This is a genomic window from Pseudomonas marvdashtae (assembly GCF_014268655.2).
GTDB classification, from domain to species: Bacteria; Pseudomonadota; Gammaproteobacteria; order Pseudomonadales; family Pseudomonadaceae; genus Aquipseudomonas; species Aquipseudomonas marvdashtae.
Genome location: NZ_JABWQX020000001.1, coordinates 1,833,389 through 1,855,356, shown reverse-complemented (window position 1 = coordinate 1,855,356; position 21,968 = coordinate 1,833,389). Strand labels below are relative to the sequence as shown.

Annotated in this window: 20 protein-coding genes; 12 read left to right on the top strand and 8 right to left on the bottom strand. The window is 62.4% G+C overall.

The genetic code is table 11. The features are described 5' to 3' along the window. The first annotated feature begins 233 nt into the window (after positions 1-233). Entirely contained in the window at positions 234-584 is a 351-nt protein-coding gene (locus HU742_RS08555; RefSeq protein WP_186637852.1) for a DUF6124 family protein, read from the top strand. A 321-nt stretch (positions 585-905) separates the two neighbouring features. After that, positions 906-1,202 (top strand): DUF6124 family protein, encoded by a 297-nt coding sequence (locus tag HU742_RS08550; protein WP_437179877.1) that lies wholly within the window; start codon positions 906-908, stop codon positions 1,200-1,202. Positions 1,203-1,389: 187 nt separating this feature from the next. On the opposite strand, the gene HU742_RS08545 is transcribed toward HU742_RS08550, so the two are convergent. Further along, positions 1,390-2,628, bottom strand: a complete 1,239-nt coding sequence (locus HU742_RS08545; RefSeq protein ID WP_186642225.1) for a M20/M25/M40 family metallo-hydrolase — start codon at positions 2,626-2,628, stop codon at positions 1,390-1,392. 62 nt (positions 2,629-2,690) lie between these two features. Beyond that, positions 2,691-3,767 (bottom strand): diguanylate cyclase, encoded by a 1,077-nt coding sequence (locus HU742_RS08540; protein WP_186642224.1) that lies wholly within the window; start codon positions 3,765-3,767, stop codon positions 2,691-2,693. Between the two features lie 294 nt (positions 3,768-4,061). Between HU742_RS08540 and HU742_RS08535 the strand changes: the two genes are divergently transcribed. From HU742_RS08535 to HU742_RS08510, 6 genes are all read left to right on the top strand, one after another. After that, positions 4,062-4,991, top strand: coding sequence for an alpha/beta fold hydrolase (locus HU742_RS08535; RefSeq protein ID WP_186637863.1), 930 nt, complete (start codon positions 4,062-4,064; stop codon positions 4,989-4,991). A 31-nt stretch (positions 4,992-5,022) separates the two neighbouring features. Then, on the top strand, positions 5,023-6,522 hold the full coding sequence (gene glcD, locus HU742_RS08530) for a glycolate oxidase subunit GlcD (RefSeq protein WP_186642223.1): 1,500 nt from the start codon (positions 5,023-5,025) through the stop codon (positions 6,520-6,522). Further along, on the top strand, positions 6,522-7,580 hold the full coding sequence (gene glcE / locus HU742_RS08525; protein ID WP_186642222.1) for a glycolate oxidase subunit GlcE: 1,059 nt from the start codon (positions 6,522-6,524) through the stop codon (positions 7,578-7,580). Before glcD ends, glcE begins: the two co-directional genes overlap by 1 nt. Then, entirely contained in the window at positions 7,581-8,801 is a 1,221-nt protein-coding gene (glcF, locus tag HU742_RS08520; RefSeq protein ID WP_186642221.1) for a glycolate oxidase subunit GlcF, read from the top strand. It abuts the gene before it with no gap. Between the two features lie 88 nt (positions 8,802-8,889). Then, a complete protein-coding gene (gene hglS, locus HU742_RS08515) occupies positions 8,890-10,266 on the top strand; it encodes a 2-oxoadipate dioxygenase/decarboxylase HglS (RefSeq protein ID WP_186642220.1) in 1,377 nt (458 codons plus the stop codon). Between the two features lie 297 nt (positions 10,267-10,563). After that, complete coding sequence (locus tag HU742_RS08510) at positions 10,564-11,082, top strand: Hcp family type VI secretion system effector (protein ID WP_186609502.1); 519 nt, start codon at positions 10,564-10,566, stop codon at positions 11,080-11,082. A 175-nt stretch (positions 11,083-11,257) separates the two neighbouring features. Here HU742_RS08510 and HU742_RS08505 read toward each other — a convergent pair whose 3' ends face one another. From HU742_RS08505 to HU742_RS08480, 6 genes are all read right to left on the bottom strand, one after another. Further along, positions 11,258-11,431 carry a hypothetical protein gene (locus tag HU742_RS08505; protein WP_186637873.1) on the bottom strand — a complete coding sequence of 58 codons (174 nt, stop codon included), beginning with the start codon at positions 11,429-11,431 and terminating at the stop codon, positions 11,258-11,260. Between the two features lie 30 nt (positions 11,432-11,461). After that, complete coding sequence (locus tag HU742_RS08500) at positions 11,462-11,704, bottom strand: hypothetical protein (RefSeq protein WP_186642219.1); 243 nt, start codon at positions 11,702-11,704, stop codon at positions 11,462-11,464. A 65-nt stretch (positions 11,705-11,769) separates the two neighbouring features. Next, positions 11,770-12,840, bottom strand: a complete 1,071-nt coding sequence (locus HU742_RS08495; RefSeq protein ID WP_186642218.1) for a lipocalin-like domain-containing protein — start codon at positions 12,838-12,840, stop codon at positions 11,770-11,772. After that, on the bottom strand, positions 12,830-15,298 hold the full coding sequence (locus HU742_RS08490; RefSeq protein WP_186642217.1) for an FtsX-like permease family protein: 2,469 nt from the start codon (positions 15,296-15,298) through the stop codon (positions 12,830-12,832). Before HU742_RS08490 ends, HU742_RS08495 begins: the two co-directional genes overlap by 11 nt. Continuing rightward, positions 15,298-15,966 carry an ABC transporter ATP-binding protein gene (locus tag HU742_RS08485; protein WP_186642216.1) on the bottom strand — a complete coding sequence of 223 codons (669 nt, stop codon included), beginning with the start codon at positions 15,964-15,966 and terminating at the stop codon, positions 15,298-15,300. Before HU742_RS08485 ends, HU742_RS08490 begins: the two co-directional genes overlap by 1 nt. A 117-nt stretch (positions 15,967-16,083) precedes the next feature. Continuing rightward, complete coding sequence (locus HU742_RS08480; protein ID WP_186642215.1) at positions 16,084-17,778, bottom strand: sulfatase-like hydrolase/transferase; 1,695 nt, start codon at positions 17,776-17,778, stop codon at positions 16,084-16,086. A 377-nt stretch (positions 17,779-18,155) separates the two neighbouring features. Between HU742_RS08480 and HU742_RS08475 the strand changes: the two genes are divergently transcribed. Genes HU742_RS08475 through HU742_RS08460 form a run of 4 tightly spaced genes read left to right on the top strand, consistent with a single transcriptional unit; the run spans position 18,156 to position 21,963 of the window. Then, positions 18,156-19,520 carry a UDP-glucose dehydrogenase family protein gene (locus HU742_RS08475; RefSeq protein ID WP_186642214.1) on the top strand — a complete coding sequence of 455 codons (1,365 nt, stop codon included), beginning with the start codon at positions 18,156-18,158 and terminating at the stop codon, positions 19,518-19,520. After that, positions 19,517-20,575 carry an NAD-dependent epimerase gene (locus tag HU742_RS08470; protein ID WP_186642213.1) on the top strand — a complete coding sequence of 353 codons (1,059 nt, stop codon included), beginning with the start codon at positions 19,517-19,519 and terminating at the stop codon, positions 20,573-20,575. Before HU742_RS08475 ends, HU742_RS08470 begins: the two co-directional genes overlap by 4 nt. Further along, positions 20,572-21,318, top strand: coding sequence for a sugar transferase (locus tag HU742_RS08465; protein ID WP_186637886.1), 747 nt, complete (start codon positions 20,572-20,574; stop codon positions 21,316-21,318). The genes HU742_RS08470 and HU742_RS08465 overlap by 4 nt, the downstream gene beginning before the upstream one ends. Continuing rightward, entirely contained in the window at positions 21,319-21,963 is a 645-nt protein-coding gene (locus HU742_RS08460) for a CpsD/CapB family tyrosine-protein kinase (RefSeq protein WP_186637887.1), read from the top strand. It abuts the gene before it with no gap. The last annotated feature ends 5 nt before the right edge of the window (positions 21,964-21,968 follow it).

The window sequence follows — 21,968 nt, the reverse complement described above, 5'->3', positions numbered from 1 at the left end:
TTACTGTTGCTCGGTCGCTGAAGAATCAGCGATCGGGTTTGGTAGCCCGGGTCGTCGGTGCATAGCGTCACCTCTTGCAAGTGCAATCATGCACTTCGTTTTATGGTGGCCCTGCGCAGGGTCTCTCCGGAGACGCCGGCTCCGATGCCCGGTCTACCAACCTTCGTATGGCCACCACCCTTCGTTTGGTAGCGAGAGGGTAATGGCTCCAGCCAACGCATCGGAGTTTCATTATGTTCAAAGTAACCCCAAACCCACCGGACGCCGACCCGTCCGCCGCCGACAAAAAAGAATTCGACAAAGCCGCCGACCGCGCTCTCGACTATTACCTCAAGCCCAAATCCGGCATACCGGAAGCTGACCCAAGCCAACTCTTCACCATCATCCACGGCGTCGACACCGAGTCCCTGCTCGCCAACCTCAGCGAAACCCTCGCCTCGGCCAACGCGATGATCAATGACCTGGCCTTCGACCTCGACGGCTCGCGCCGGCACGTTGCCCTGGGCATTCTGCAACTGATCGAACTGAGCGCAATGCTGGCGAATCGAGCGCTGGATAACGTCGAAGCACGCCCGTCGGCATAAACGCTTACCTCGTGGCGAGGGAGCTTGCTCCCTCGCCACAAAAGCCTGGATGTTTATCGCACCAACCACCGCGTAAGACCGAACCACCGCGTCTTGCGCCATTGCCTACAACTACGCCAGAATCCGCCGGCTTGTGCGCCTTGGGGCCGGGCTTTACTGTTGCTCGGTCGCTGAAGAATCAGCGATCGGGTTTGGTAGCCCGGGTAAAACTAAGGCGCACAGCTCCGCATGTTTTTTATGGCGGCTGTGCGCGGGGCGCCTTATGGCGCGCTGGGTTTGCCTTGGTACCCGGTCTACCAACCTGCGTATAGCCGCCACCCAATGTTTGGTAGCAAAGGGTTGCAGCTCCAATTACCAAGGAGTTCATCTATGTTCAAAGCGACCCCAAACCCACCGGGCGCCAATCCAAGCGCACTCTTCACCGTCATCAACGGCGTCGAAACCGAATCCCTGCTTGCCAACCTCAGCGAAACCCTCGCCTCGGCCAACGCCATGGTCAGCGACCTGGCGTTCGACCTGGATGGTTCAAGGCGCCACATCGCCCTGGGCATTCTGCAACTGATCGAACTGAGTGCAATGCTGGCGAATCGAGCGCTGGATAACGTCGAAGCACGCTAGCCGCCATAGCGCATCCCTATTGTGGCGAGGGGATTTATCCCCGCTCGGCTGCGAAGCAGTCGTAAACCCGGCTGGCACGGTTCGTCTGTTGCACCGCCACGCCTGGTTTTGGGGCTGCTGCGCAGCCCAGCGGGGATAAATCCCCTCGCCACAACAGACCGCATTACCCTTTCAGAACAGCTATCTGCTACCGCCCCGCCAACTCCATGATCATCCGCGACAACAGATAGATCCGCGGCACCACGCTCTCGACCTCGGCGTACTCCTCCGGTGTGTGGATGTTGCCGCCAACGATGCCAAAGCCATCCAGCGTCGGCGTGCCCACACCGGCGGAAAGGCTGGCGTCCGCCGCCCCGCCACTGCCTTCCTCGGTAAGTTTGCGCCCCAGTTCGCCATAAATACCCTGCGCCATCGCCATCAACCGGTCCGACTCGGCCGTCTGCGGCATCGGTGGCAAGCCGCGTTGCAGGCTGGTGGTCACTTCGGTGTCGGCGATCAGCTTGTCCTTGGAAACCCGTGCCAGGTCTTTTTCGATACGGTCGAATTCTTCCGGCACCGCTGCGCGTACGTCGGCCTTGGCGGTGGCCTGGTCAGGAATCACGTTGGTCCGGTCGCCAGCCTTGAGCACGGTGAAGTTGATGGTGGTCTTCTTTTCCGCGTCGCCCAGCTTGCCCAGTTGCAGAATCTGGTGTGCCGCTTCCATCGCCGCATTGCGCCCCAGTTCCGGCGCGACACCGGCGTGCGCCGCCTTGCCCTTGACCTCCACCAGCGCCGTCGCGCTGCCCTTGCGCCACACCACGAGGCCGTCAGCCGGACGACCCGGCTCAAGATTGAGGGTCACATCATGGGCCTTGGCGGTTTTCTTGATCAGGTCGGTGGCGACGTCCGAGCCGGTCTCTTCGCTGGCGTCGAGCAGAAAGGTAATCTGCGCGTAGTTCTTGAAGTCGAGGTTCTTCAGCACCTTCAACGCATAAATCCCGGCGACGATACCGCCCTTGTCGTCCATCACCCCCGGCCCGTAGGCCCGGCCATCCTTGATATGGAACGGGCGTTCGGCGGCCGAGCCCTCCTTGAACACCGTGTCCATGTGGGCCATCAGGAGGATCCTGGCCTTGCCGGTACCCTTGAAGGTCGCCAGGACATGCTGGGTACCATCCGAATTGGGTACCTTTTCGATGGTCGCGCCGAGCTTCTGCAACTCATCGATCGCAATGTCGCCGACTTGGGTCAAACCCGGCACATAGCCGGAACCGGAGTCGATATTGACCAGCCGTTCCAACAGTTTCAGGGCCTCGCCCTTGTACTGCTCGGCATCGGCCAGCACTTGCTGATGGGGCTGCGCGAAGGCAGCGGGGGCGAAGGCGCCAAGGGCCAGGCTCAGGCCGAGACTGATGGCCAGACGGGAGCGAAGAGCGGTAACGGTCATGAGTTCATCCTTGTTTCATCGGGGAAGTCATTTGGCACCCTACCCGACAATATCCAAAGGCTCTAGACCGCCGACGCCTCCAACACCAGCCGATGTCGCTGACAGACAACCCGGTTGCGCCCACCTGTCTTGGCCTCATAAAGCATCTGGTCAGCGTCGTTGAGCCACGCGGTCGCGTCGCCATACGCCGGGTTGAATGCCGCCAGGCCAATACTCAGGCTGACTTTCAACGTCGGATCCTGGTCGTAGCCAAGCGTTGCAAAACGTTCGCGCAAACCGTCCATGGCCTGAACGGCGTTGTGCAGGGTCAGGTCCGGCAGGATCACGCAAAATTCGTCGCCACCGTAACGCCCGATCACGTCTGTGGCCCGCAGGTTTTGCCTGAGCAACTTGCCGAGCTGGCGCAGCACCACGTCGCCAGCGCCGTGGCCGTAGGTGTCGTTGATGGCCTTGAAATGATCGATGTCAATCAGCGCAATCGCGCCGTGGGTTGCGTCTGATGGATGACGCAGGTGCCGCTGGAACTCTTCGTTGAGTCGGTCCTTCCAGGCGCCATGGTTGAGCAAGCCGGTCAGGCTGTCGGTACGGCTCAGGGCCAGTAGTTCACGCTTTTGCCGGCCCAGGGTGTGGGCCTGGCGAAAGCAGATCCAGCCCAGCGCCAGCGGATAAAGGCACAACAGCGGCAGACAGGCGTAGAGCTGCGCCGGGCTGGTCATGGGCACGCTGGCCAACGGGAATATCAAGACGCCCAGCGCGATACCGCTCACTTGGGCTGCGGCGCCGACCAGCAGAAAACGCAGGCCACCGATGGCGACGTTGTTCATCGCCATCATCGCCAACGTGACCGCGGTGGGCAGCGGATTGAATTGCATTGCGGCGACCCAGAAGCCGCCAAGGAAGGCGTCGATCAACAGATTGCGGTGTTCGGCGTGGTACGGCACCGCCGCACGGCGGGCCCACTGATAGGACACGTGTGGCCAGAGCAAGCCATTGAACAGCATGAAACCCCAAACCCAAGGCGCCGGATCGAGGGGATAAACGGCGGCGCTCACTACCAACAACCCGAGCGCCAGGCCGAGGATGCGCGACGTGTAAAGCCTCCTGGCCAGCGAGAGTCCCTTTCTTCCCGTTTTTTGCATAGAGGCCTCTGCACCGCAGGACTCCCGGAGCGCCGGGATGGGATGACTGGAGTCTATCAGGGTGACGTCAAATAGCCATCACTGAAGAAGGGGTATTTATTCTTACGGGCGAACGTGGCTCGCCGCGGATTTTGGCTATACATGAGAAAGGGAATTCATTGGCCGACACAGCGGGTATCAAAGCAGACGTGTCCCTGTCGTCGCTATATCCCAGGTTTGAGCTTCACTTATATAGGCTGATCGGTCGCTGAGGCTGGCTGGTCAAACGCTAACGTGACCCATGGAGGGCAAGAGATGCTGGTGTTGTGGGTGGTCCTCGCCGTGTTTATCGCCTGGAGCTGGCTGACGTATCCAGGCATCGGCCACGTGCTGTATGACTTGGGCATGGCCCTGGAAGCACGCCTCTATCGATTGCACAAGATCACCGTGCCCATCAGTGAAATGACGGTATCGACCTGGCAGGGTGGTCCCTATGAAGCGTCCGGCAGCATCTTGATGCTGCACGGCTACAGCGCCGACAAGAATCTCTGGCTACGCTTTGCCCGGCATTTTGTCAGCCAATACCGGGTGGTGATTCCCGACCTGGCCGGCCATGGCGAAACCGGCTTCAAGGCCGGCGGCGGCTACGACATCCCGACCCAGGCCCGACGGGTGATCGAACTGCTCGACGCTTGTGGCCTGGACAAGGTCCACGTGATCGGCAATTCCATGGGGGGCTATCTCGCGGCATGGCTGGCGGCGACTTCGCCGGAACGGGTGCTGACCCTGGCGTTGATCGATCCGTCCGGCGTCACCGCTCCCGAGCCCAGCGACATGGAGCGTCACCTGGCTGCCGGGCACAACCCGTTCCTGGTCTATTCGCGGGATGATTTCGCGCCGTTCTACGCCATGACCATGGCCTCGCCCCCCTGGTTGCCCAGCGTGGTGTTGGCAGCGATCGCCCAGCGTTACGAACAGCGCCGGGAGGAATTGGCGGAAATCTTCGTCGACCTTCGCGCCAGCCCGCCGATGGAGCCACACCTGGCTGGCATCCGCGCGCCATCGTTGCTGCTCTGGGGACGCAAGGACCGACTGATCGACGTCAGCAGCGTACCGGTCTGGAGCAAGGGCATTGCCGACCTTCGCGTGGAGATCTGGGACGGGGTCGGCCACATGCCGATGGTTGAACGACCAGGCAAAACCGCGGCGTTGTACCGGGATTTCTTGAAGGGATTGGGGCAATGAGCACCCTGCAAGATCTGAGGAATCGATCCAAATGAACATCCTCTACGACGAACACCTCGACGGCCCATTGCCCAAAGTGGACAAACAGGCCCTGCTGCACACCTTGCAGTCACAGGTCCCGGACCTGGAAATCCTCCATCGCGACGAAGACCTCAGGCCCTACGAATGCGACGGATTGTCGGCCTATCGCGCCACGCCGATGCTGGTGGTGTTGCCACGGCGAGTCGAGCAAGTACAGGCCCTGCTCAAGGTGTGCCACGGGCAAAACGTCCCGGTGGTCGCCCGAGGGGCCGGGACTGGTTTGTCCGGTGGCGCCCTGCCCCTGGAGAGCGGCGTGCTACTGGTGATGGCGCGCTTCAATCAGATCCTGCATATCGACCCCGATGCCCGCACCGCGCGACTTCAACCAGGTGTACGCAACCTGGCGATTTCCCAGGCGGCGGCACCGTTCGGCCTGTACTACGCGCCGGATCCCTCGTCGCAGATCGCCTGTTCCATCGGTGGCAATGTCGCGGAAAACGCCGGCGGCGTGCATTGCCTGAAGTACGGCCTGACGGTGCACAACCTGTTGAAGCTGGAAATCCTCACCATCGAAGGCGAACACCTGACCTTGGGCAGCGAAGCCCTGGACTCGCCGGGCCTGGACCTGCTGGCGTTGTTCACCGGTTCCGAAGGATTGTTAGGAATCATCACCGAGGTGACTGTCAAGTTGCTGCCCCGGCCCCAGGTCGCCAAGGTGTTGATGGCCAGTTTCGATTCGGTGGACAAGGCCGGGCGGGCGGTGGCGGATATCATCGGCGCCGGCATTATTCCCGGCGGCCTGGAGATGATGGACAACCTGGCGATCCGCGCCGCCGAGGATTTCATCCATGCCGGTTACCCGGTGGAAGCCGACGCGATCCTGCTGTGCGAACTGGACGGGGTCGAGGCCGATGTCCAAGACGATTGCGAACGGGTGCGCCACGTCCTGCAACAGGCCGGGGCGACCGAGGTGCGCCAGGCTCGGGACGAAGCCGAGCGCCTGCGGTTCTGGGCCGGACGCAAGAATGCGTTTCCGGCGGTGGGCCGCCTGGCACCGGACTATTACTGCATGGACGGTACGATTCCCCGACGCGCCCTGCCCGAAGTGCTACAGCGCATCGCCAGCCTTGGCGTCGAGTATGGTTTGCGGGTCGCCAACGTCTTCCATGCCGGCGACGGCAATATGCACCCGTTGATTCTTTTCGACGCCAACCAGCCGGGCGAACTGGAGCGCGCCGAAGCCTTGGGCGGAAAAATTCTCGAACTGTGCGTCCAGGTTGGCGGCAGCATCACCGGTGAGCACGGCGTCGGCCGGGAAAAAATCAACCAGATGTGCGCGCAGTTCAACAGCGACGAACTGAACCTGTTCCATGCCGTGAAAGTGGCGTTTGATCCCCTCGGCCTGCTCAACCCTGGCAAGAACATCCCCACCCTGCACCGCTGCGCTGAATTCGGCGCCATGCACATCCACGGCGGGCAGTTGCCGTTTCCTGAACTGGAGCGTTTCTGATGATCGGCGAAGTCGACCGTGACGCCAGCGACCTGCTCTTGGAGCAGGTCAACCGCGCCCGTTCCAATGCCACGCCGCTGCGCATCCAGGGCTCGAACAGCAAGGCTTTCCTGGGACACGACGTGGCTGGCGAAGTGCTCGATACCCGAGTGCATCGCGGCATTGTTGTCTATGACCCCACCGAACTGGTCGTCACCGCCCGGGCCGGAACCCCGTTGCGGGAACTGCTCGCCGCCTTGGACGCAGCCGGGCAACGGCTGCCGTGCGAACCACCGGGATTCGGCGAAGAAGCCACGGTGGGTGGCATGGTCGCCGCCGGGCTGTCGGGACCGCGCCGCCCGTGGGCCGGTTCGGTGCGCGACTATGTGCTGGGCACACGCCTGATCAGCGGCCATGGCACGTTGTTGCGTTTTGGCGGTGAGGTGATGAAAAACGTCGCCGGCTACGACCTGTCGCGCCTGCTGGCTGGCAGTTTCGGTTGCCTGGGCGTGATCACCGAAGTCTCGCTGAAAGTACTGCCAAAACCTCGCCACCACCTGAGCATTCGCCTGGAGATGGACAGCGCCGAAGCCCTGGAAAAGCTCGCCGAGTGGGGCCGACAACCTTTGCCCCTCAGCGCGGCCAGCCATGAGGATGGTTGTCTGAATTTGCGCCTGGAGGGCGGCGAAGGTTCGGTCAGCGCGGCGCATCAGCGCCTGGGCGGTGAAGTCATTGATGATCAATACTGGACAGCGCTGAACGAACATCGCCTACCGTTCTTCGATGAAGGGTTGCCGCTGTGGCGCCTGTCGTTGCCCAACCATATCGGTCCCCTCGCCCTGCCCGGCGCGCAGCTGATCGATTGGGCGGGTGCGCAGCGCTGGCTGAAAACCGATGCCGACACGGTACAGACACTGGCGCGAGAGTTGGGCGGGCATGCCACCTGTTATTGTCCAGGTGCCACCAACACGCCGTTCCAGCCGCTGGCCCCGGCGCTGCTGCGCTATCACCGTCAGCTCAAGGCACAACTCGATCCCCAGGGTTTGTTCAATCCTGGCCGGATGTACGCGGAGTTCTAGATGCAGACTCGGTTCAGTGACGAAAGCAAGCGCCTGCCCCGTGCCGAAGAAGCCGAGCGGATCCTGCGCAGTTGCGTGCATTGCGGTTTCTGCAACGCCACCTGCCCGACCTATCAGTTGCTGGGGGATGAACTCGACGGTCCGCGCGGACGCATCTACCTGATCAAGCAGGTGCTCGAAGGCCAGCCTGCCACCGCGAGCACCCAACTGCACCTGGATCGTTGCCTGTCGTGCCGTAACTGCGAAACCACCTGCCCGTCCGGCGTCGATTACCACAACTTGCTGGACATCGGCCGCGCCGTGGTCGACGCGGCCGTGCCTCGTCCGCCCAGCCAACGCGCACTGCGCCTCGGCCTGCGGGGGTTGGCCGGCAGCCCCGAGCGGTTCAAGACGCTGCTGCGCCTGGGCGCAGTGTTCCGTCCGGTGTTGCCGGCAAACCTGGTTGCCAAGTTGCCCCGGGACGCGGCACCGCATGGCGAACGCCCGGCGGTGCGACACGCTCGCGCGGTGCTGATGCTCGAAGGCTGCGTGCAGCCGGGCCTGTCACCCAACACCAACGCGGCCGCCGCACGGGTGCTGGACCGCCTCGGCATCAGCGTCATTCCCAGCGTAGAAGCCGGCTGTTGCGGCGCGCTGGACTATCACCTTGACGCGCAATCAACCGGACTGGACCGCGCCCGCCGCAACATCGACGCCTGGTGGCCGCACCTGCAAAACGGTGCCGAAGCGATCGTCCAGACCGCCAGCGGCTGTGGGGCGTTCATCAAGGACTACGGGCATTTGCTGGAACACGACCACGCCTATGCAGCCAAAGCCCGACAGGTCAGCGAGCGGGCATTGGACCTGGTGCAAGTGCTCGGCAACGAACCGCTGGAAGAAATCTGCGCCGCCAGGAGCCAGCGCATCGCCGTGCATTGTCCCTGCACCTTGCAGCACGCGCAGAAACTCGGCGGCACCGTTGAAGCCCTGCTCGCACGGCTGGGGTTCAACCTGACCGAGGTGCCCGACGGGCATTTGTGTTGCGGTTCGGCCGGCACCTATTCGCTGACCCAACCGACCCTGGCCCGACAGCTGCGCGACAACCGCCTGAACGCGCTGGAAAGCGGCCGCCCGGAGCTGATCGTCACCGCCAACGTCGGTTGCCAGAGTCACCTCGACAGCGCAGGTCGCACGCCCGTGCGACATTGGATCGAGCTGGTGGATCAGTCCCTGGCAGAATGAAGTCCTGAAGATTCTTCGTTTGTCGGCGCTGGCGAAGGCTGCGATCTTTCGTCCAACTTTCCCACAGCCTTCGCCAGGAATTCTTACGATGAGCTTCGTCAGCCCCGACTTGATCCGCCAACGCTTCTCCAGGGCGATGTCCGACATGTACCGCGACGAGGTGCCGCTCTACGGCGCATTGATGAACCTGGTGGAGCACACCAACGCCCGGGTGCTGGCGGACGACCCGCTGCTGGCCGAACATCTACGCAATACCGGCGAACTGCAGCGCCTGGACCTGGAGCGCCACGGCGCCATCCGCGTCGGCACCGCCGCCGAACTGGCGACCCTGGGCCGCTTGTTCGCGGTCATGGGCATGCAGCCGGTGGGCTACTACGACCTCACGCCGGCCGGGGTGCCGGTGCATTCCACGGCGTTTCGCGCCGTGCATGAAACATCGCTGCAGATCAGCCCCTTCCGAGTGTTTACTTCGCTGTTGCGCCTGGAGCTGATCGAGAACACCGAACTTCGAGCCTTTGCCGAGTCGGTGCTGGCTAAACGGCAAATCTTCACCCCAAGCGCCCAGGAGCTCATCGACCTCGCCGAACGCCAGGGTGGCCTGACCGAACCCCAGGCCGAGGACTTCGTCCTACAGGCCTTGGAAACCTTTCGCTGGCACCACAGCGCCACCGTCACCGCCGAACAGTATCGACAGCTCAGCGCCCAGCACCGCCTGATCGCCGACGTGGTGGCGTTCAAGGGGCCCCATATCAATCATCTGACGCCGCGCACCCTGGACATCGACATTGTCCAGGACCAGATGCCGGTGCATGGCATCACGCCCAAAGCCGTGATCGAAGGACCGCCCCGTCGCCAGTGCCCGATCCTGCTGCGCCAGACCAGTTTCAAGGCGCTCGAGGAGCCCGTCGCGTTCACCGACCAGCCCGCGTCCCAAGGCAGCCATAGCGCACGGTTTGGCGAGATCGAACAACGTGGCGCGGCCCTTACCCCCAAGGGCCGCGCGCTCTACGACCAGTTGCTGAACGCCGCGCGCGATGCCCTCGGGGCGTTTCCCAACGAAGCCAATGCCGAACGCTACAACACGCTGATGGCTGAGCATTTCATCCAGTTCCCCGACAACCACGATGACCTGCGCCGGCAGGCACTGGCCTACTTCCGCTATTTCGTGACGCCGCTGGGGCTCGCCGCCAAAGGCACTATCGAACAGTCGGCCTCCCTGGAACACCTGCTGGAGCGGCAATACCTGCGCGCCGAACCCTTGGTCTACGAAGATTTCCTGCCCGTCAGCGCCGCCGGCATCTTCCAGTCGAACCTGGGTGACACAGCCCAGAGCCACTACGCCGGACAATCCAATCGACACGCGTTCGAAGCCGCGCTGGGACAAGCGACTATCGACGAGTTGGGGTTGTATGCCGAGACGCAACAGCGCTCCATCGACGAATGCCGGCTTGCCTTGAAAGCGTAGGAAACGGCCGAAGGACGAAGGCGTAAGAAACTGCGCACCGTGTCATCAAAACTCCTCGGACTTGATCGTTTTGCCCAGGCAATAAGGCCCCCGGTGCTGCTTGGGCAATGGATCGTCCTGCACGGCGCAGTCCGTTACGCATATTTACTGCTTCTGGCCTGATGCCTGAATCATAAATCTACGTAGGCTTTTGATTTTTCTAATATTTTTAAAAATGGCATAGCTCTTGATAACGCTCAGCCGCCTCGAGGCGATTCGCGCCCCGGGGCTTCAGTTATCCAGGAAGGAGAGCATCCATTGGCTACCCCCGCTTACATGTCCATCGAAGGTACCAAACAAGGCCTGATCACAGCCGGCGCATTTACCGCCGACTCGGTGGGTAATACCTACCAGGAAGGCCATGAAGACCAAGTCATGGTGCAGGGCTTCCAGCACCAGGTCACCATCCCCCGCGACCCTCAGTCCGGCCAGCCAACCGGCCAGCGCATACACAAGCCTTTGGTCATCACCAAGGTCTACGACAAAGCCTCGCCGCTGCTGCTCGCAGCCCTGACCAGCGGTGAGCGGCTGACCAAGGTTGAAATCCAGTGGTACCGCACCTCGGCGGCGGGCACCCAGGAGCACTACTACACCACCACCCTGGAGGATGCGATCATCGTCGACATGAAAGACTACATGCTCAATTGCCAGGATCCGGGCAACAGCCACTTCACCCATTTGGAGGACGTCCACTTCACCTACCGCAAGATCACCTGGACCCACGAAGTCAGTGGCACCTCAGGCTCCGATGACTGGCGCTCCCCGGTCGCGGGCTAAGCCATGCAGGTGTTCGCCCAGTGCGACGGCCTCGGCATTCCATGCGCTGGTAAAGAGCCAGGCACTGGGCGAACGGGGACAATGATAGTGGAGCTTCCACGGTATTTCCCCGAGCGCCGCTTAAATAATTATTCACAACACGTGGCGAGCCAGCTTACCCGCTCACTGTAAAAACTTAATCGCGCCGCGCCGTTTTCTGCGCATCGGTTTCCTGCGCTTCGGCGTCGCCTTGCTGCTGTTTGCGCTTGGCCGGGTCGTTGGGCCGCAGCGCGTCGTTGTCACGTTCCACTTCGCCGGGCAAGGCCGGGGCGTCGGGGTTGTGTTGCGGTTGATCGGGGCTGGACTTCATCGTGAACTCCTTGGGTTGTCAGCCTTGGAATCAGGCATCAGGGTCTGCCACTTCCTGCGCGACGTTGGCATCCGGCGAGCGTTGGTGGAGTTCCTCGGCCTTGGCCTTGAGGTCTTGCCAACATTTCAGATCAATCGCCCCTTGGCCTAACAGATCATCGGCCAGGCGCACCAGCTCGGCGATATGAGCATCCGGCGACTGCTGAAAGTTAGTCTTGTCGTCGAACCGCCGCTGCCAGTCGGCCAGTGTCGGAGGTTTGAGATCATCGCTCATGACGGGCTCCCGCGAGGCATTCATAAGGTATGAGGGGCGAGCTACGCGGGGAGTTCCGGCGATTGTCAGTAGCCGGTCATTTCCAGATAGCCGTTGCCGCCATGGCTGCCGCTCAGTTGCACCGGCCCTTCCCAATAGGGAATGCGCAGGTCCATCCAGGCGTTGGGGTTGAGGGCTCGGGTGGTGATGTCGAGCTGTTTTCCGGGAATGCTGATGGACCAGCGCACCGGCATCGAACGGCCGGCGACCTCGACGGTGTCTTGTGGCGTGAGGCTGATTTCACCAGCGTTGAGGGTTGTCGCCTGGCCTTGGGCGTCAATCCACGTACCCGTGAGGTATGGCGCACCGTCCTTGTGCCGCATGCGGTAGAGCATGACGTGTTCGCCGGTGCCCAGGTGCAGGGAAAACCAGTCCCAGCCGGTCTGGTTCGCCGTCAACGGCTGGCTGCTCCACTCACGGTCAAGCCAGGCCGGGCCGCTGACCGTGTAGCGCTGGCCGTCGATTTCGAGTTCGCCGCTGGCCTGGAAAAACGGCTGGCTGTAGTAATACGAAGCCTGGCCCTGCTCGGATTTCTGGCTGAAACCCTGGTCGCCCTGTAACACCAGCGGGCGGCTTGAGGTCAGCCGCAGGTCGTAGCGAAAGCGCGCGCCAGCGGCCTTCAGCTGCATGTCCGCCAGCGGATCGGCCCCTGCGGCTTTCGTACTGAACTGCCAGTCGTCGATCCAGGCATCGAAAGGCGTCGCCTGCACGCCGGCCTGCCCCACCCCGCCCCGGGCGTAGCGCTCGGCGGCGTGATGCGCGGTGGCGGACGTGACTGCGGCATGACCGAGCCAGATCGTCTGGTTGCGCCAGCCGCTGGCGGCGGGCGCGGCGTCCAGAGCGCTGCGAAACAGCGTCCATTGCACGCCAAAATCCCGGCCCTGGGCGTCCTTGAGGTTGGCGGTCACGTACCACCACTCGATGCGAAACCCCTCATGAACGCCGTGATCAGCCGGAAAACTGAAGACCCGCCCCGGCACCACCGGCGCGTAGGCGATGGCCGTATCCCCCAGCCCGGCGAAGCCTTTTTGTGTGGTTTGGGAGTCATCGCAGCCACTGAGCAGCGCCAACAGCAGCAGGCCGACTCTAATTTTCATGAGCGAAGGTCCTCAACAAATCCGCCGGTTGCGTGCGGTACAGCGCATACAACGGCCAAGCCGACGCCAGCAGCGTGGCGAGCATGGCAAGGCCCAGCAGTTGCGCCAGTTGCAACGGGAATATCCGTAAAGGCAGTCGCCAGCCAAACGCCTGGACGTTGATGACCGCGTCCAGGCACCAGGCCAGGGCGATGCCCAACGGCAAGGCCAATACCAAGGTCAGCAATGCCAGCAACCAGGTCTGGCCGAGGTTGAGCAGCATCAGTTGCCGCCGCGTTATGCCCAACGCCCAGAGGGGCGCCAACTGGCTGAGACGGCTCTGGCTCTGGGTCAGCAGGCTGATGAACAGCGCCACCCCGGCCACCGCCAGGGTCAGGCTGTTCAGCGCGGCGGTGGCGGCAAAGGTGCGTTCGAATACCTGGGTCGACCAGCCCTTGAGCCGCGCCTGTTCGACAATGTGACTGTCGTCCAGATGGAATCGGGCCTGCAATGCCGCCAGTAACGAGGGGATCGCCGAGGGCTCGACGCGCAGGTTGAAACGATTCGGTGACAGTTCAGGCCAATGCGCCAACAGGTGTTGGGCGTTGACCAGCACATGCCCCTTGGGGTTGCCGTAGTCGGCGTAGATCCCAACGACGCGCGGCGACCAAGGCCCTTCCGGGGTCGGCAAAGTTACGGCATCGCCGACCCGTACATTCAGGCGCCGGGCCAGCTGTTCACTGAGCATCAGCGTGTCGCCGCCGGCCAGTTGCGACCAAGGTTGATCGCCAGCCGATTCGAGCAACGGCCAGTGCTGGCGATAGGTCGGATGATCAACCACCCCATACACATCGGTGGGCCAGCCCTGCAAAGGAATCGAGACCTGCCAGTTGGGCAGCACCGCGCCAACGACGGACTGTTGCTTGAGCCAGGCGTGCAGCTCGCCCGCCTGGACCGGGGTTTGCGGGTTGATGTAAAGCTCGGCGCTCAAGCGTTGTTCGAGCCAGTCGCTGAAGGTCTGCCGGAACCCCGAGGTCATGCTGCCCGCGCCGATGTTGGCGGCCAGCGCCAGCAGCAGCGCCATCAACGCCAGGCTCAATGTCGGCAACTGTTGGCGGCAGTCGGCAAGAAACCATTGGCCCAGCACCGAACGGCTGCGGCGCAATAAAACGTTCAGCGCACCATTGAGCAACACCGGTAGCGCCAGCGCCGCGCCGAGCAACAAAGCCGTCATCAGGACAAAACCGCTGCCGAGGCTGTTACCCCACGTCAGCGCCGAAAGCGCAATCAGCGCCGCCAACATTGCCACCCAACCCTGGCGCCGCAGCCAACGTGCATGGGCGTGGTGCCAGGCCTGCGGGTTGGCCAGGGCCAACAAGGGCAAGCGCGCCGCACGCAACAAACTGTCGGCGCCGGCCAGCAACGCGCCGAGCAGGCCCAGGCCTACGCCACTGAGCCACCACCCTGGGCTGAGACTCAATTGCCCGGCCACTTCGGCGCCGTACAAACCACGCAGGCTGGCCGCGACATCGGGCAACAGCAGGCTCGCCAGCCAATAACCACTGAGCACCCCGGCGATCCCACCGAGCAAGGCCAGCATGCCCAGTTCGAAGGCCAGGCCAGTGACCAGCATGCGGGCACTGACGCCACAGGCGCGCAGGGTTCGCAGCAGACCGCGGCGCTGCTCCAGGGCTAAGCCGATGGCGGCATGAACGATGAACAACCCCACCACGAACGACAGGAAACCGAGGGCGTCGAGATTGAGGTGAAAGCTTTCGGTCAGGCGCGACAGGTTGTTTTCTTCATCGGCGCGCTTGAACTGCAACCGCCCGTTGAATGCCTCAGGCAAGACCGCGTTGAACGTGGCGGGCAGCAGCAACCGGGATAATTGGTCCGCCAGTCCCAAGGTTTGTTGGGCGTAACCGATGTCCATCAGCAGCATTCCCGGGGCCATGTCCGCCTGCACATGCAGCGGCGGCAGCAGTTGCCCCTCAACCGTCCGCGGGCGTGAGCCCTCGCTCAATCCCAACGCCTGCAACGTTTGCGCAGCGATCCAGGTACGACCGGGGTCGGTGAAAAACGCCACCACTTCGCTCATCTCGCGCGCCTGCCCCGCCACTGCCGTACCGGGAGGCAGCGACACCGGGTCGATGCCCATCAGTTGCAAGCGCTGGTCCTCATGGCCCTGGAGCGTCACTCGGGCCTGCAACACCGGCGACACCGGCCAGCCGTGGCGCCGCAGGTCGATAAACCATTGCTGGGTAAACGTACCGCCGCCGGGTGCGGTGAGGCTGGCTTGGGGTTCGCCGCCGATGAGCTGGCTGGCCCGGGCGTAGCTGTCGCGGGCCTGACTGTTCAGCGCCTGCACGCCGGTGAGCAGACTGGTGGCGAGCCAAAGCCCGGTCAACACACTGAAAAATTGCACCGGGTGCCGGCGCCAATGGCTGAGCAAGGCCTTGAGGGTTTGGCGAAAGATCATCACCCCTGGGCCACCTGCGCCAGGCGTCCGCCTTGCAACACCACGCGATGGGCCAGGCGCGCCGCCACCCGCTGGCTGTGCGTGACCATCAATAGACTGGTGGGCGTGCCGTCCAGCAGTTCCAGCAACAGTTGCAGCACCTCGTCGCTGGTGGCTTCGTCGAGGCTGCCGGTGGGTTCGTCGGCCAGCAGCAACGGCGGTCGGGAAGCCAGCGCCCGGCCCAAGGCCACCCGCTGCTGCTGCCCGCCGGAAAGCTGCTCGGGATAGCGCCGCAACAGGTCTGCAAGGCCGAGCCGTTGCACCAGATGCGTTTGCCACTCGGCGTTGAAACGGCCGCACAGACGCGCCTGGAATGTAAGGTTGTCCTCCACCGACAAACTGCTGATCAGGTTGAACTGCTGGAACACCAGGCCGATTTCCGTGCGTCGCCAATTCGCCAATTGGTGTTCGCTCATGCCATCGAGGCGATATTCGCCGCTGCGAATGCTGCCCCGATCCACTTTGTCCAGCCCGGCGACCAAATGCAGCAAGGTGCTTTTGCCGCTACCTGATTCGCCCATCAGCGCCAGGCTGCTGCCGGGCGCCAGCGTCAGGTCGACGCCTTGCAGCACCGGCAGGGAGCCTTGGGGCGTGGCGTAGCTTTTGAAGACGTTACGGACCTCAAGCATGAAGATACTCGGCAAACCGACAGAGGCGTCAGGATAGCGGAGGTTGAGCGACGGCGAGAGTTCCATAAACATGTAGCTGCAAACCTGTTGCGACTGCCGTGCCTCAGGAACCGCCGATCACCGTCCCGCCGCCACCTCAGCCTTCGTTGGCCCCGGTGTAACGATGTTGCTCAGGTCGATGTGCTTCCACGCAGGCTTGGCTCCCAACCGCGCATTGAAGCGGTAGTTGAAGGTGAAGTCGTCTTCAGTCGGTTGGCTGAGGGATTTTCCATAGCGGGCGACAATCCCCGCAGCGTCGTAGCCCATCAATTGCAGCAACGTCGGGAAGACGTTGTAGTGGCTGGAGCGATCCTTGTTCTGCGCCCAGGCGCCGGGCCAATCCAGCGTGTGCAATTGGCTGCCCTGGATCACCACCAACGGCACCAGCCCTTCCTCGTCCACCGGGTCACCACCGCAATGAGTGTTGAGCCCGGGGTTGCCACGTTCGTGCAGATCCTGGCCATGGTCGGAGGTATAGATCAACACGGCATGGCTCAAGTCGGCCTGGAGGACCCGGCGGAAAAACTCACCGACATTCCACAGCAAAGTGTTCTGGTAGGCATTGCGATACAGCAACCAGTCATCCTGCTGGCCGTTGAAACCCTCCCGGCTGCCGGTGTCGGACACGTCCTGAAATTGCCCTCGCGGCAAGGCCGGGCGATAGCTCATGAAGTCATCTGGGTATTTGTCGTGAACCGGGAAATGCGCCCCGACTTTGTTCACGATAACCAGTTCGGCCCGGTCGTTGCCCAGCAGCTCCACCAGTTTCGCCGCTGCCGCCATGTCACGGTCGCGCACCCGCGCCGCATCGAATTGGACGAACTCATCGATGTCCTGTTTTTCCAGTTTCGTCATCAGGTTCTGCAAGTTTCCACCGGTGCGCTGGGCATCGATATAGACCGTGCGCAACCCCGCATGGCGAGCGTATTGCCAGATCGACGGCTGCGTATTGTTGATGCGCATGTAGTCGGCGCGGGTGCCGCCATAACGCAGGGTAACGTTAGTGTCGGCGCTGCAATTGGCGACGGACGCCGCATAGCCATAATTGAAAATATCCACGCCGGGCGGCGGCGTCTTGAGCCCGCTGAGCACACCAGACGGCGTGTTGATATCGAGGTAATTGCCGCCGACGCTTTCATCGATTATTAGCACGATATCGTGGTCGATCGACGACGATTGCCGAGCCAGACTGACCGGTTCGCGGGGTCCGACGGTGTCGTACAAGGCTTCGTAGCCGAACAGATTCAGATAGGCGAGCGGCGTGTACATGACCGGCAGACCGCGTGCCCCCTCGCCCGCCCTTGCGAACAGCACCCCACTGAGCAACAGCACCCCAAGCAAGGGTGCGGCGATCGGTACATAACCGGGCAATGGCAAGCTACGCCGAGGCTTCAGGCCGATTCCCAACAGCAGCAACAAACCGCCCGCCGCCGCGCTGATGATTACGTCGCGATATTGATAGGCCGCCTCCTCGATGAACCCTCCCGAATAGACCAGCGACACGAACTGGCTATAGGTCAGGTAGCTGTCGGTGACCCGGGTATACACCTCAAAGAACACCGCCGAGACAAACATCGCCAAGGCAAACAGATGCCGCAGCAATGCCTGGCGAATGTACGCAGTCATCCACAACGCAATCACCAGCGCAACGAACATTGCGCCAAACAGCACCGTCGCAAAACCAAAACCCAGCGCCGCCAGACGCTCAAGGTAATAGTCATGCCCCCTGAACAAGTACAGCACCAGCAGCAGTTCCTTGAGGTATCGGGTCATGTCTTTCTCGGCGCAATCGCGGCGTGGAACGAGGTTTGTTTTCTGCACACTAGCAGCGGGTTTCCAAAGCGCAAGAAAGACGATGAACGATCGGACCGTCAAAAAAAAGTTAGCCCAAAAGTGACACCTTTGACGCTCTTAAAATATGAAAATCTATGGATATATACCGTTCATCGCTTACTTACACTTCGATTTAGCCCTTTAAAATCGGCGCTTTTCCAAGTCTGTCAATGACTTGATATCAAAAAGCCCTAATCCGTCGAGTTTGCCAACACTGACAACTGTCATTTTGCTGACACGATTTTCTGAAGCTGCGCTATACCCCTCTAAACAGTTTCATCCGAGTTACATCAAACGGTTGACGAGGCGCGCCAAAAATGGACGTGAGCGTATTTGGTACGGGGTACGTTGGGCTGATTCAGGCGGCGGCACTGGCCGATGTCGGGCACCGTGTCCTGTGCGTCGACATCGACCCGAACAAGATCCGGCAACTGCAGCAAGCCGTGCCGCCGATCAGCGAGCCGGGGCTGTCCGGGCTGCTCGAAGACAACATCAAGGCCGGGCGACTGTCGTTCAGTTGCCAGGCCAGCGATGCGGTCAATCACGGCGAGCTGATTTTCATCGCCGTCGGCACCCCCGCCGACGAAGACGGCTCGGCAGACCTGACCCATGTACTGGCAGTGACCCGGCAGATCGCCGATTTCATGGACAGCGACCGCACCTTGATCATCAAGTCGACGGTACCGGTGGGCACGGCCGACAAAGTCGCCGAATGCGCCCGCCAGGTGCTGGCTCGCCGGGGCCTGAAGCAGTTGAACGTGCGCGTGGTGTCCAACCCCGAATTTCTCAAGGAAGGCAGCGCCCTCGCCGATTGCATGCGTCCGGATCGGATCATCATTGGCACCGCCGATCCGCTGGCACGGGATCAGATGAGTGAGCTCTACGCGCCGTTCTGCCGCAACCACGAAAAACTGATGTTCATGGACAACCGCAGCGCGGAACTGACCAAGTACGCCGCCAACGCCATGCTCGCCACGCGCATCAGCTTCATGAACGAACTGGCCAACCTCACCGAGCGCCTGGGCGCCGACATCGAGGCCGTGCGCAAAGGTATCGGCTCCGATCCGCGCATCGGTTATCACTTCATCTACCCGGGCTGCGGCTTCGGCGGCTCGTGCTTTCCCAAGGACCTGCGCGCCTTGCTGCACACTGCCGAGCAAAGCGGTATGCCGCTGCGCCTGCTGCGCAGCGTCACCGATGTGAACGACAGCCAACGGCACATCCTTTTCGAAAAATTGACCCAGCAGTTCCCGGACGGACTGGCCGGCAAATCCATTGCCATTTGGGGCCTGGCTTTCAAGCCCAACACCGACGACATGCGCGAAGCTCCCAGCCGCTATCTCATGGAAGCACTGTGGCGCGAAGGCGCACGCGTCCACGCCTACGATCCGGAGGCCATGTCCGAATGTCGGCGCCTCTATGGCTATCGCAAAGACCTGAACCTGTGCGCCACCCGCGACGACACCCTGGAGGACGCCGACGCGCTGGTGATCTGCACCGAGTGGAAGAATTTTCGCGTGGTGGATTTCGACCTGCTGGCCAGTAAGCTGCGCGCCCGAGTCATCATTGATGGCCGCAACCTGTACAACCCGGAACACCTGGCCGCCGCCGGGCTGTTGTATCGCGGCATCGGCTTGCGGCACACCGTGCCCAGCACGCTCGGCCAGGGGCCACAGGCATGAACGTGCTGGTGACCGGCGCGGCCGGCTTCATCGGAGCCCATTGCGTGCTGCGACTGCTGCGCGACGGCCATGATGTGTGCGGCCTGGACAACTTCAACGATTACTACGACCCGCAGCTCAAGCACGACCGCGTGGCGTGGGTGAAAGCCCTGGCCGGCGAGTTCCCCTTGGCGCGCATTGACCTGACCGACGCGGCGTCGATCGATGAGTTGTTCCAGTCCCATCGCCCGGACGTGGTGATTCACCTCGCCGCCCAGGCCGGCGTGCGCTATTCGCTGCAGAACCCCCACGCCTATGTCGACAGCAATCTCACCGGGTTCCTGAACATTCTGGAAAGTTGCCGCCGGCATCCGGTCAAGCACCTGATCTACGCCTCTTCCAGTTCGGTGTACGGCGCAAACGCGCGCACTCCGTATTCGGTCCAGGACGGCGTTGATCATCCGTTGTCGCTGTACGCGGCGACCAAAAAAGCCAATGAGCTGATGGCGCACAGCTACAGCCACCTGTTCGGCATCCCGTGCACCGGCCTGCGCTTTTTCACCGTGTACGGTCCCTGGGGCCGGCCGGACATGTCGCCGATCCAGTTCGCCAAAGCCATCGCCGAAGAACAGGTGCTGCAACTGTTCAACCATGGCGAACACGAACGCGACTTCACCTACATCGACGACATCATCGAGAGCATCGCCCGGCTGCTCGAACGCGCGCCCTACCCGACCGTGCACCGGGATCGCGAACAACCGGACCCGGCCAGCAGCCTGGCGCCGTGGCGCATCTACAACATCGGCGGGCAGCACCCGGTGGCGCTGCGCAGCTACGTGGCGCTGTTGGAAAAGCACCTGGGTCGCGCCGCCCGGATCGAGCTGCTGCCCCTGCAACCAGGCGACGTGCTCAACACCTGCGCCGATGCCAGCGACCTGGCCCGGGCCACCGGTTTCCAGCCTTGCGTCGAACTCGAAGACGGGCTCGGACGCTTCGTTGACTGGTTCCTCGATTACTACCCACAACAACCCGCCCACGTGCTGGGTGCGGCAGAACTTCAGCGGAGGCGTCTATGACCCGACATGAGCAACAGATACCTATCAGCGCCTCCGGACGCGACAAGCGTGTCGACCCCGAGCACCGCAGGCGCCTGGACGCGGCCATCCATCGCCAAGGGCGTGGCTGGTTGACCGGTCGCGACAGCGGTCGGCCCTGGACCGTCTCGCGCACCAACCGCGTGGTGGCCTGCCTGGGCGCATTGGCGATCCTGGTGCTGCTGTGCCCGCTGTTGCTGGGCCTGGCATTGCTGGTGAAATTCTCCAGCCCCGGGCCGGTGTTGTTCGTGCAGAAACGCACCGGTTACCGCGGTCGCGTCTTCGGCATGTACAAGTTCCGCACCATGGTCGCCGAAGCCGAGGCGTTGAAAGAGTCGCTGCGCCACCTCAACAAACACGGCGCCGACGCCATCGATTTCAAGATCGATAACGACCCGCGCATCACCCCTATTGGCCGGTTCCTGCGACGCAGCAGCCTCGACGAACTGCCGAACCTGATCAACGTGGTGATCGGCGACATGCGCCTGGTGGGCCCCCGCCCGACCTCGTTCAACGCCTACCGCTACAAGGACAGCCATCTCGTGCGCCTGAGCATCTACCCCGGCATGACCGGCCTTTGGCAGATCTCCGGGCGCAGCAATATCGACTTCGATCAGCGCGTGGAACTGGACCTCAGCTATATCGCCGAGCAGAGCCTGTTGCTGGATTTGAAGATCCTGATGATCACCCCCTTCAAAGTCTTCAGCGGCCACGGAGCGAGTTAAATGGACGGTTCGACGAATATCCTGACCATAGCAAGCCCGAGCGAGACCAACCTGACCTCGACCGTGCTCGACCCGGATCTGCGGATCCTTCTTCTGACAGCCGCCAATACCGGCACCGGCACCAGCACCAGCGCCATGGCACTGGCCGCGCAACTGGCGCAGATGAGCAGCGGCCGCGTGCTGCTGGTCGACGCCAGCCAATCGCCGCGCAACCTCAGCCAGCAACTGTCGCTGCAAAAAGAGCGCGGCTTCAGCGACCTGCTCTTCAACAGCCTTACCCCGCCGTTGTTGCAGGACTGCGTGGTGCGGGTTTCCAGCCTGCCCTTCGACCTGCTGCCCAACGGCCGCCTGGGACACAACGCCGAACGCCTGACACCCGAGCGACTGCGCCCACTGTTCAGGCAACTGGCGGCGCAGTACCGCTTCGTGGTGATCGACGCCGACGCCGTGTATTCGGCCAGCGACACGCTGGTGCTCAGCACCCAGGTGGACGGCGTGGTGTTGGTGGTGCGCGGCGAAGACACGCGCTGGGAAGTGGCCCAGGCCGCCCGCCAGCGCTTGTCCCAAGCCGGCGCGAAAGTGGTCGGCAGCGTCTTCAACCGCCGCAAGTACTACATGCCCAAGTGGCTCTACAACAACCTGTAAGCCTG

Coding starts and splice junctions, on each gene's coding strand:
- HU742_RS08465 (WP_186637886.1), top strand. CDS start 20,572: ATGACCCGACATGAGCAACAGATACCTATCAGCGCCTCCGGACGCGAC.
- HU742_RS08475 (WP_186642214.1), top strand. CDS start 18,156: ATGGACGTGAGCGTATTTGGTACGGGGTACGTTGGGCTGATTCAGGCG.
- HU742_RS08470 (WP_186642213.1), top strand. CDS start 19,517: ATGAACGTGCTGGTGACCGGCGCGGCCGGCTTCATCGGAGCCCATTGC.
- HU742_RS08495 (WP_186642218.1), bottom strand. CDS start 12,840: ATGAAAATTAGAGTCGGCCTGCTGCTGTTGGCGCTGCTCAGTGGCTGC.
- HU742_RS08535 (WP_186637863.1), top strand. CDS start 4,062: ATGCTGGTGTTGTGGGTGGTCCTCGCCGTGTTTATCGCCTGGAGCTGG.
- HU742_RS08480 (WP_186642215.1), bottom strand. CDS start 17,778: ATGACCCGATACCTCAAGGAACTGCTGCTGGTGCTGTACTTGTTCAGG.
- HU742_RS08460 (WP_186637887.1), top strand. CDS start 21,319: ATGGACGGTTCGACGAATATCCTGACCATAGCAAGCCCGAGCGAGACC.
- HU742_RS08490 (WP_186642217.1), bottom strand. CDS start 15,298: ATGATCTTTCGCCAAACCCTCAAGGCCTTGCTCAGCCATTGGCGCCGG.
- glcE (WP_186642222.1), top strand. CDS start 6,522: ATGATCGGCGAAGTCGACCGTGACGCCAGCGACCTGCTCTTGGAGCAG.
- glcD (WP_186642223.1), top strand. CDS start 5,023: ATGAACATCCTCTACGACGAACACCTCGACGGCCCATTGCCCAAAGTG.
- HU742_RS08555 (WP_186637852.1), top strand. CDS start 234: ATGTTCAAAGTAACCCCAAACCCACCGGACGCCGACCCGTCCGCCGCC.
- hglS (WP_186642220.1), top strand. CDS start 8,890: ATGAGCTTCGTCAGCCCCGACTTGATCCGCCAACGCTTCTCCAGGGCG.
- HU742_RS08550 (WP_437179877.1), top strand. CDS start 906: ATGTTTGGTAGCAAAGGGTTGCAGCTCCAATTACCAAGGAGTTCATCT.
- HU742_RS08545 (WP_186642225.1), bottom strand. CDS start 2,628: ATGACCGTTACCGCTCTTCGCTCCCGTCTGGCCATCAGTCTCGGCCTG.
- glcF (WP_186642221.1), top strand. CDS start 7,581: ATGCAGACTCGGTTCAGTGACGAAAGCAAGCGCCTGCCCCGTGCCGAA.
- HU742_RS08485 (WP_186642216.1), bottom strand. CDS start 15,966: ATGCTTGAGGTCCGTAACGTCTTCAAAAGCTACGCCACGCCCCAAGGC.
- HU742_RS08505 (WP_186637873.1), bottom strand. CDS start 11,431: ATGAAGTCCAGCCCCGATCAACCGCAACACAACCCCGACGCCCCGGCC.
- HU742_RS08540 (WP_186642224.1), bottom strand. CDS start 3,767: ATGCAAAAAACGGGAAGAAAGGGACTCTCGCTGGCCAGGAGGCTTTAC.
- HU742_RS08500 (WP_186642219.1), bottom strand. CDS start 11,704: ATGAGCGATGATCTCAAACCTCCGACACTGGCCGACTGGCAGCGGCGG.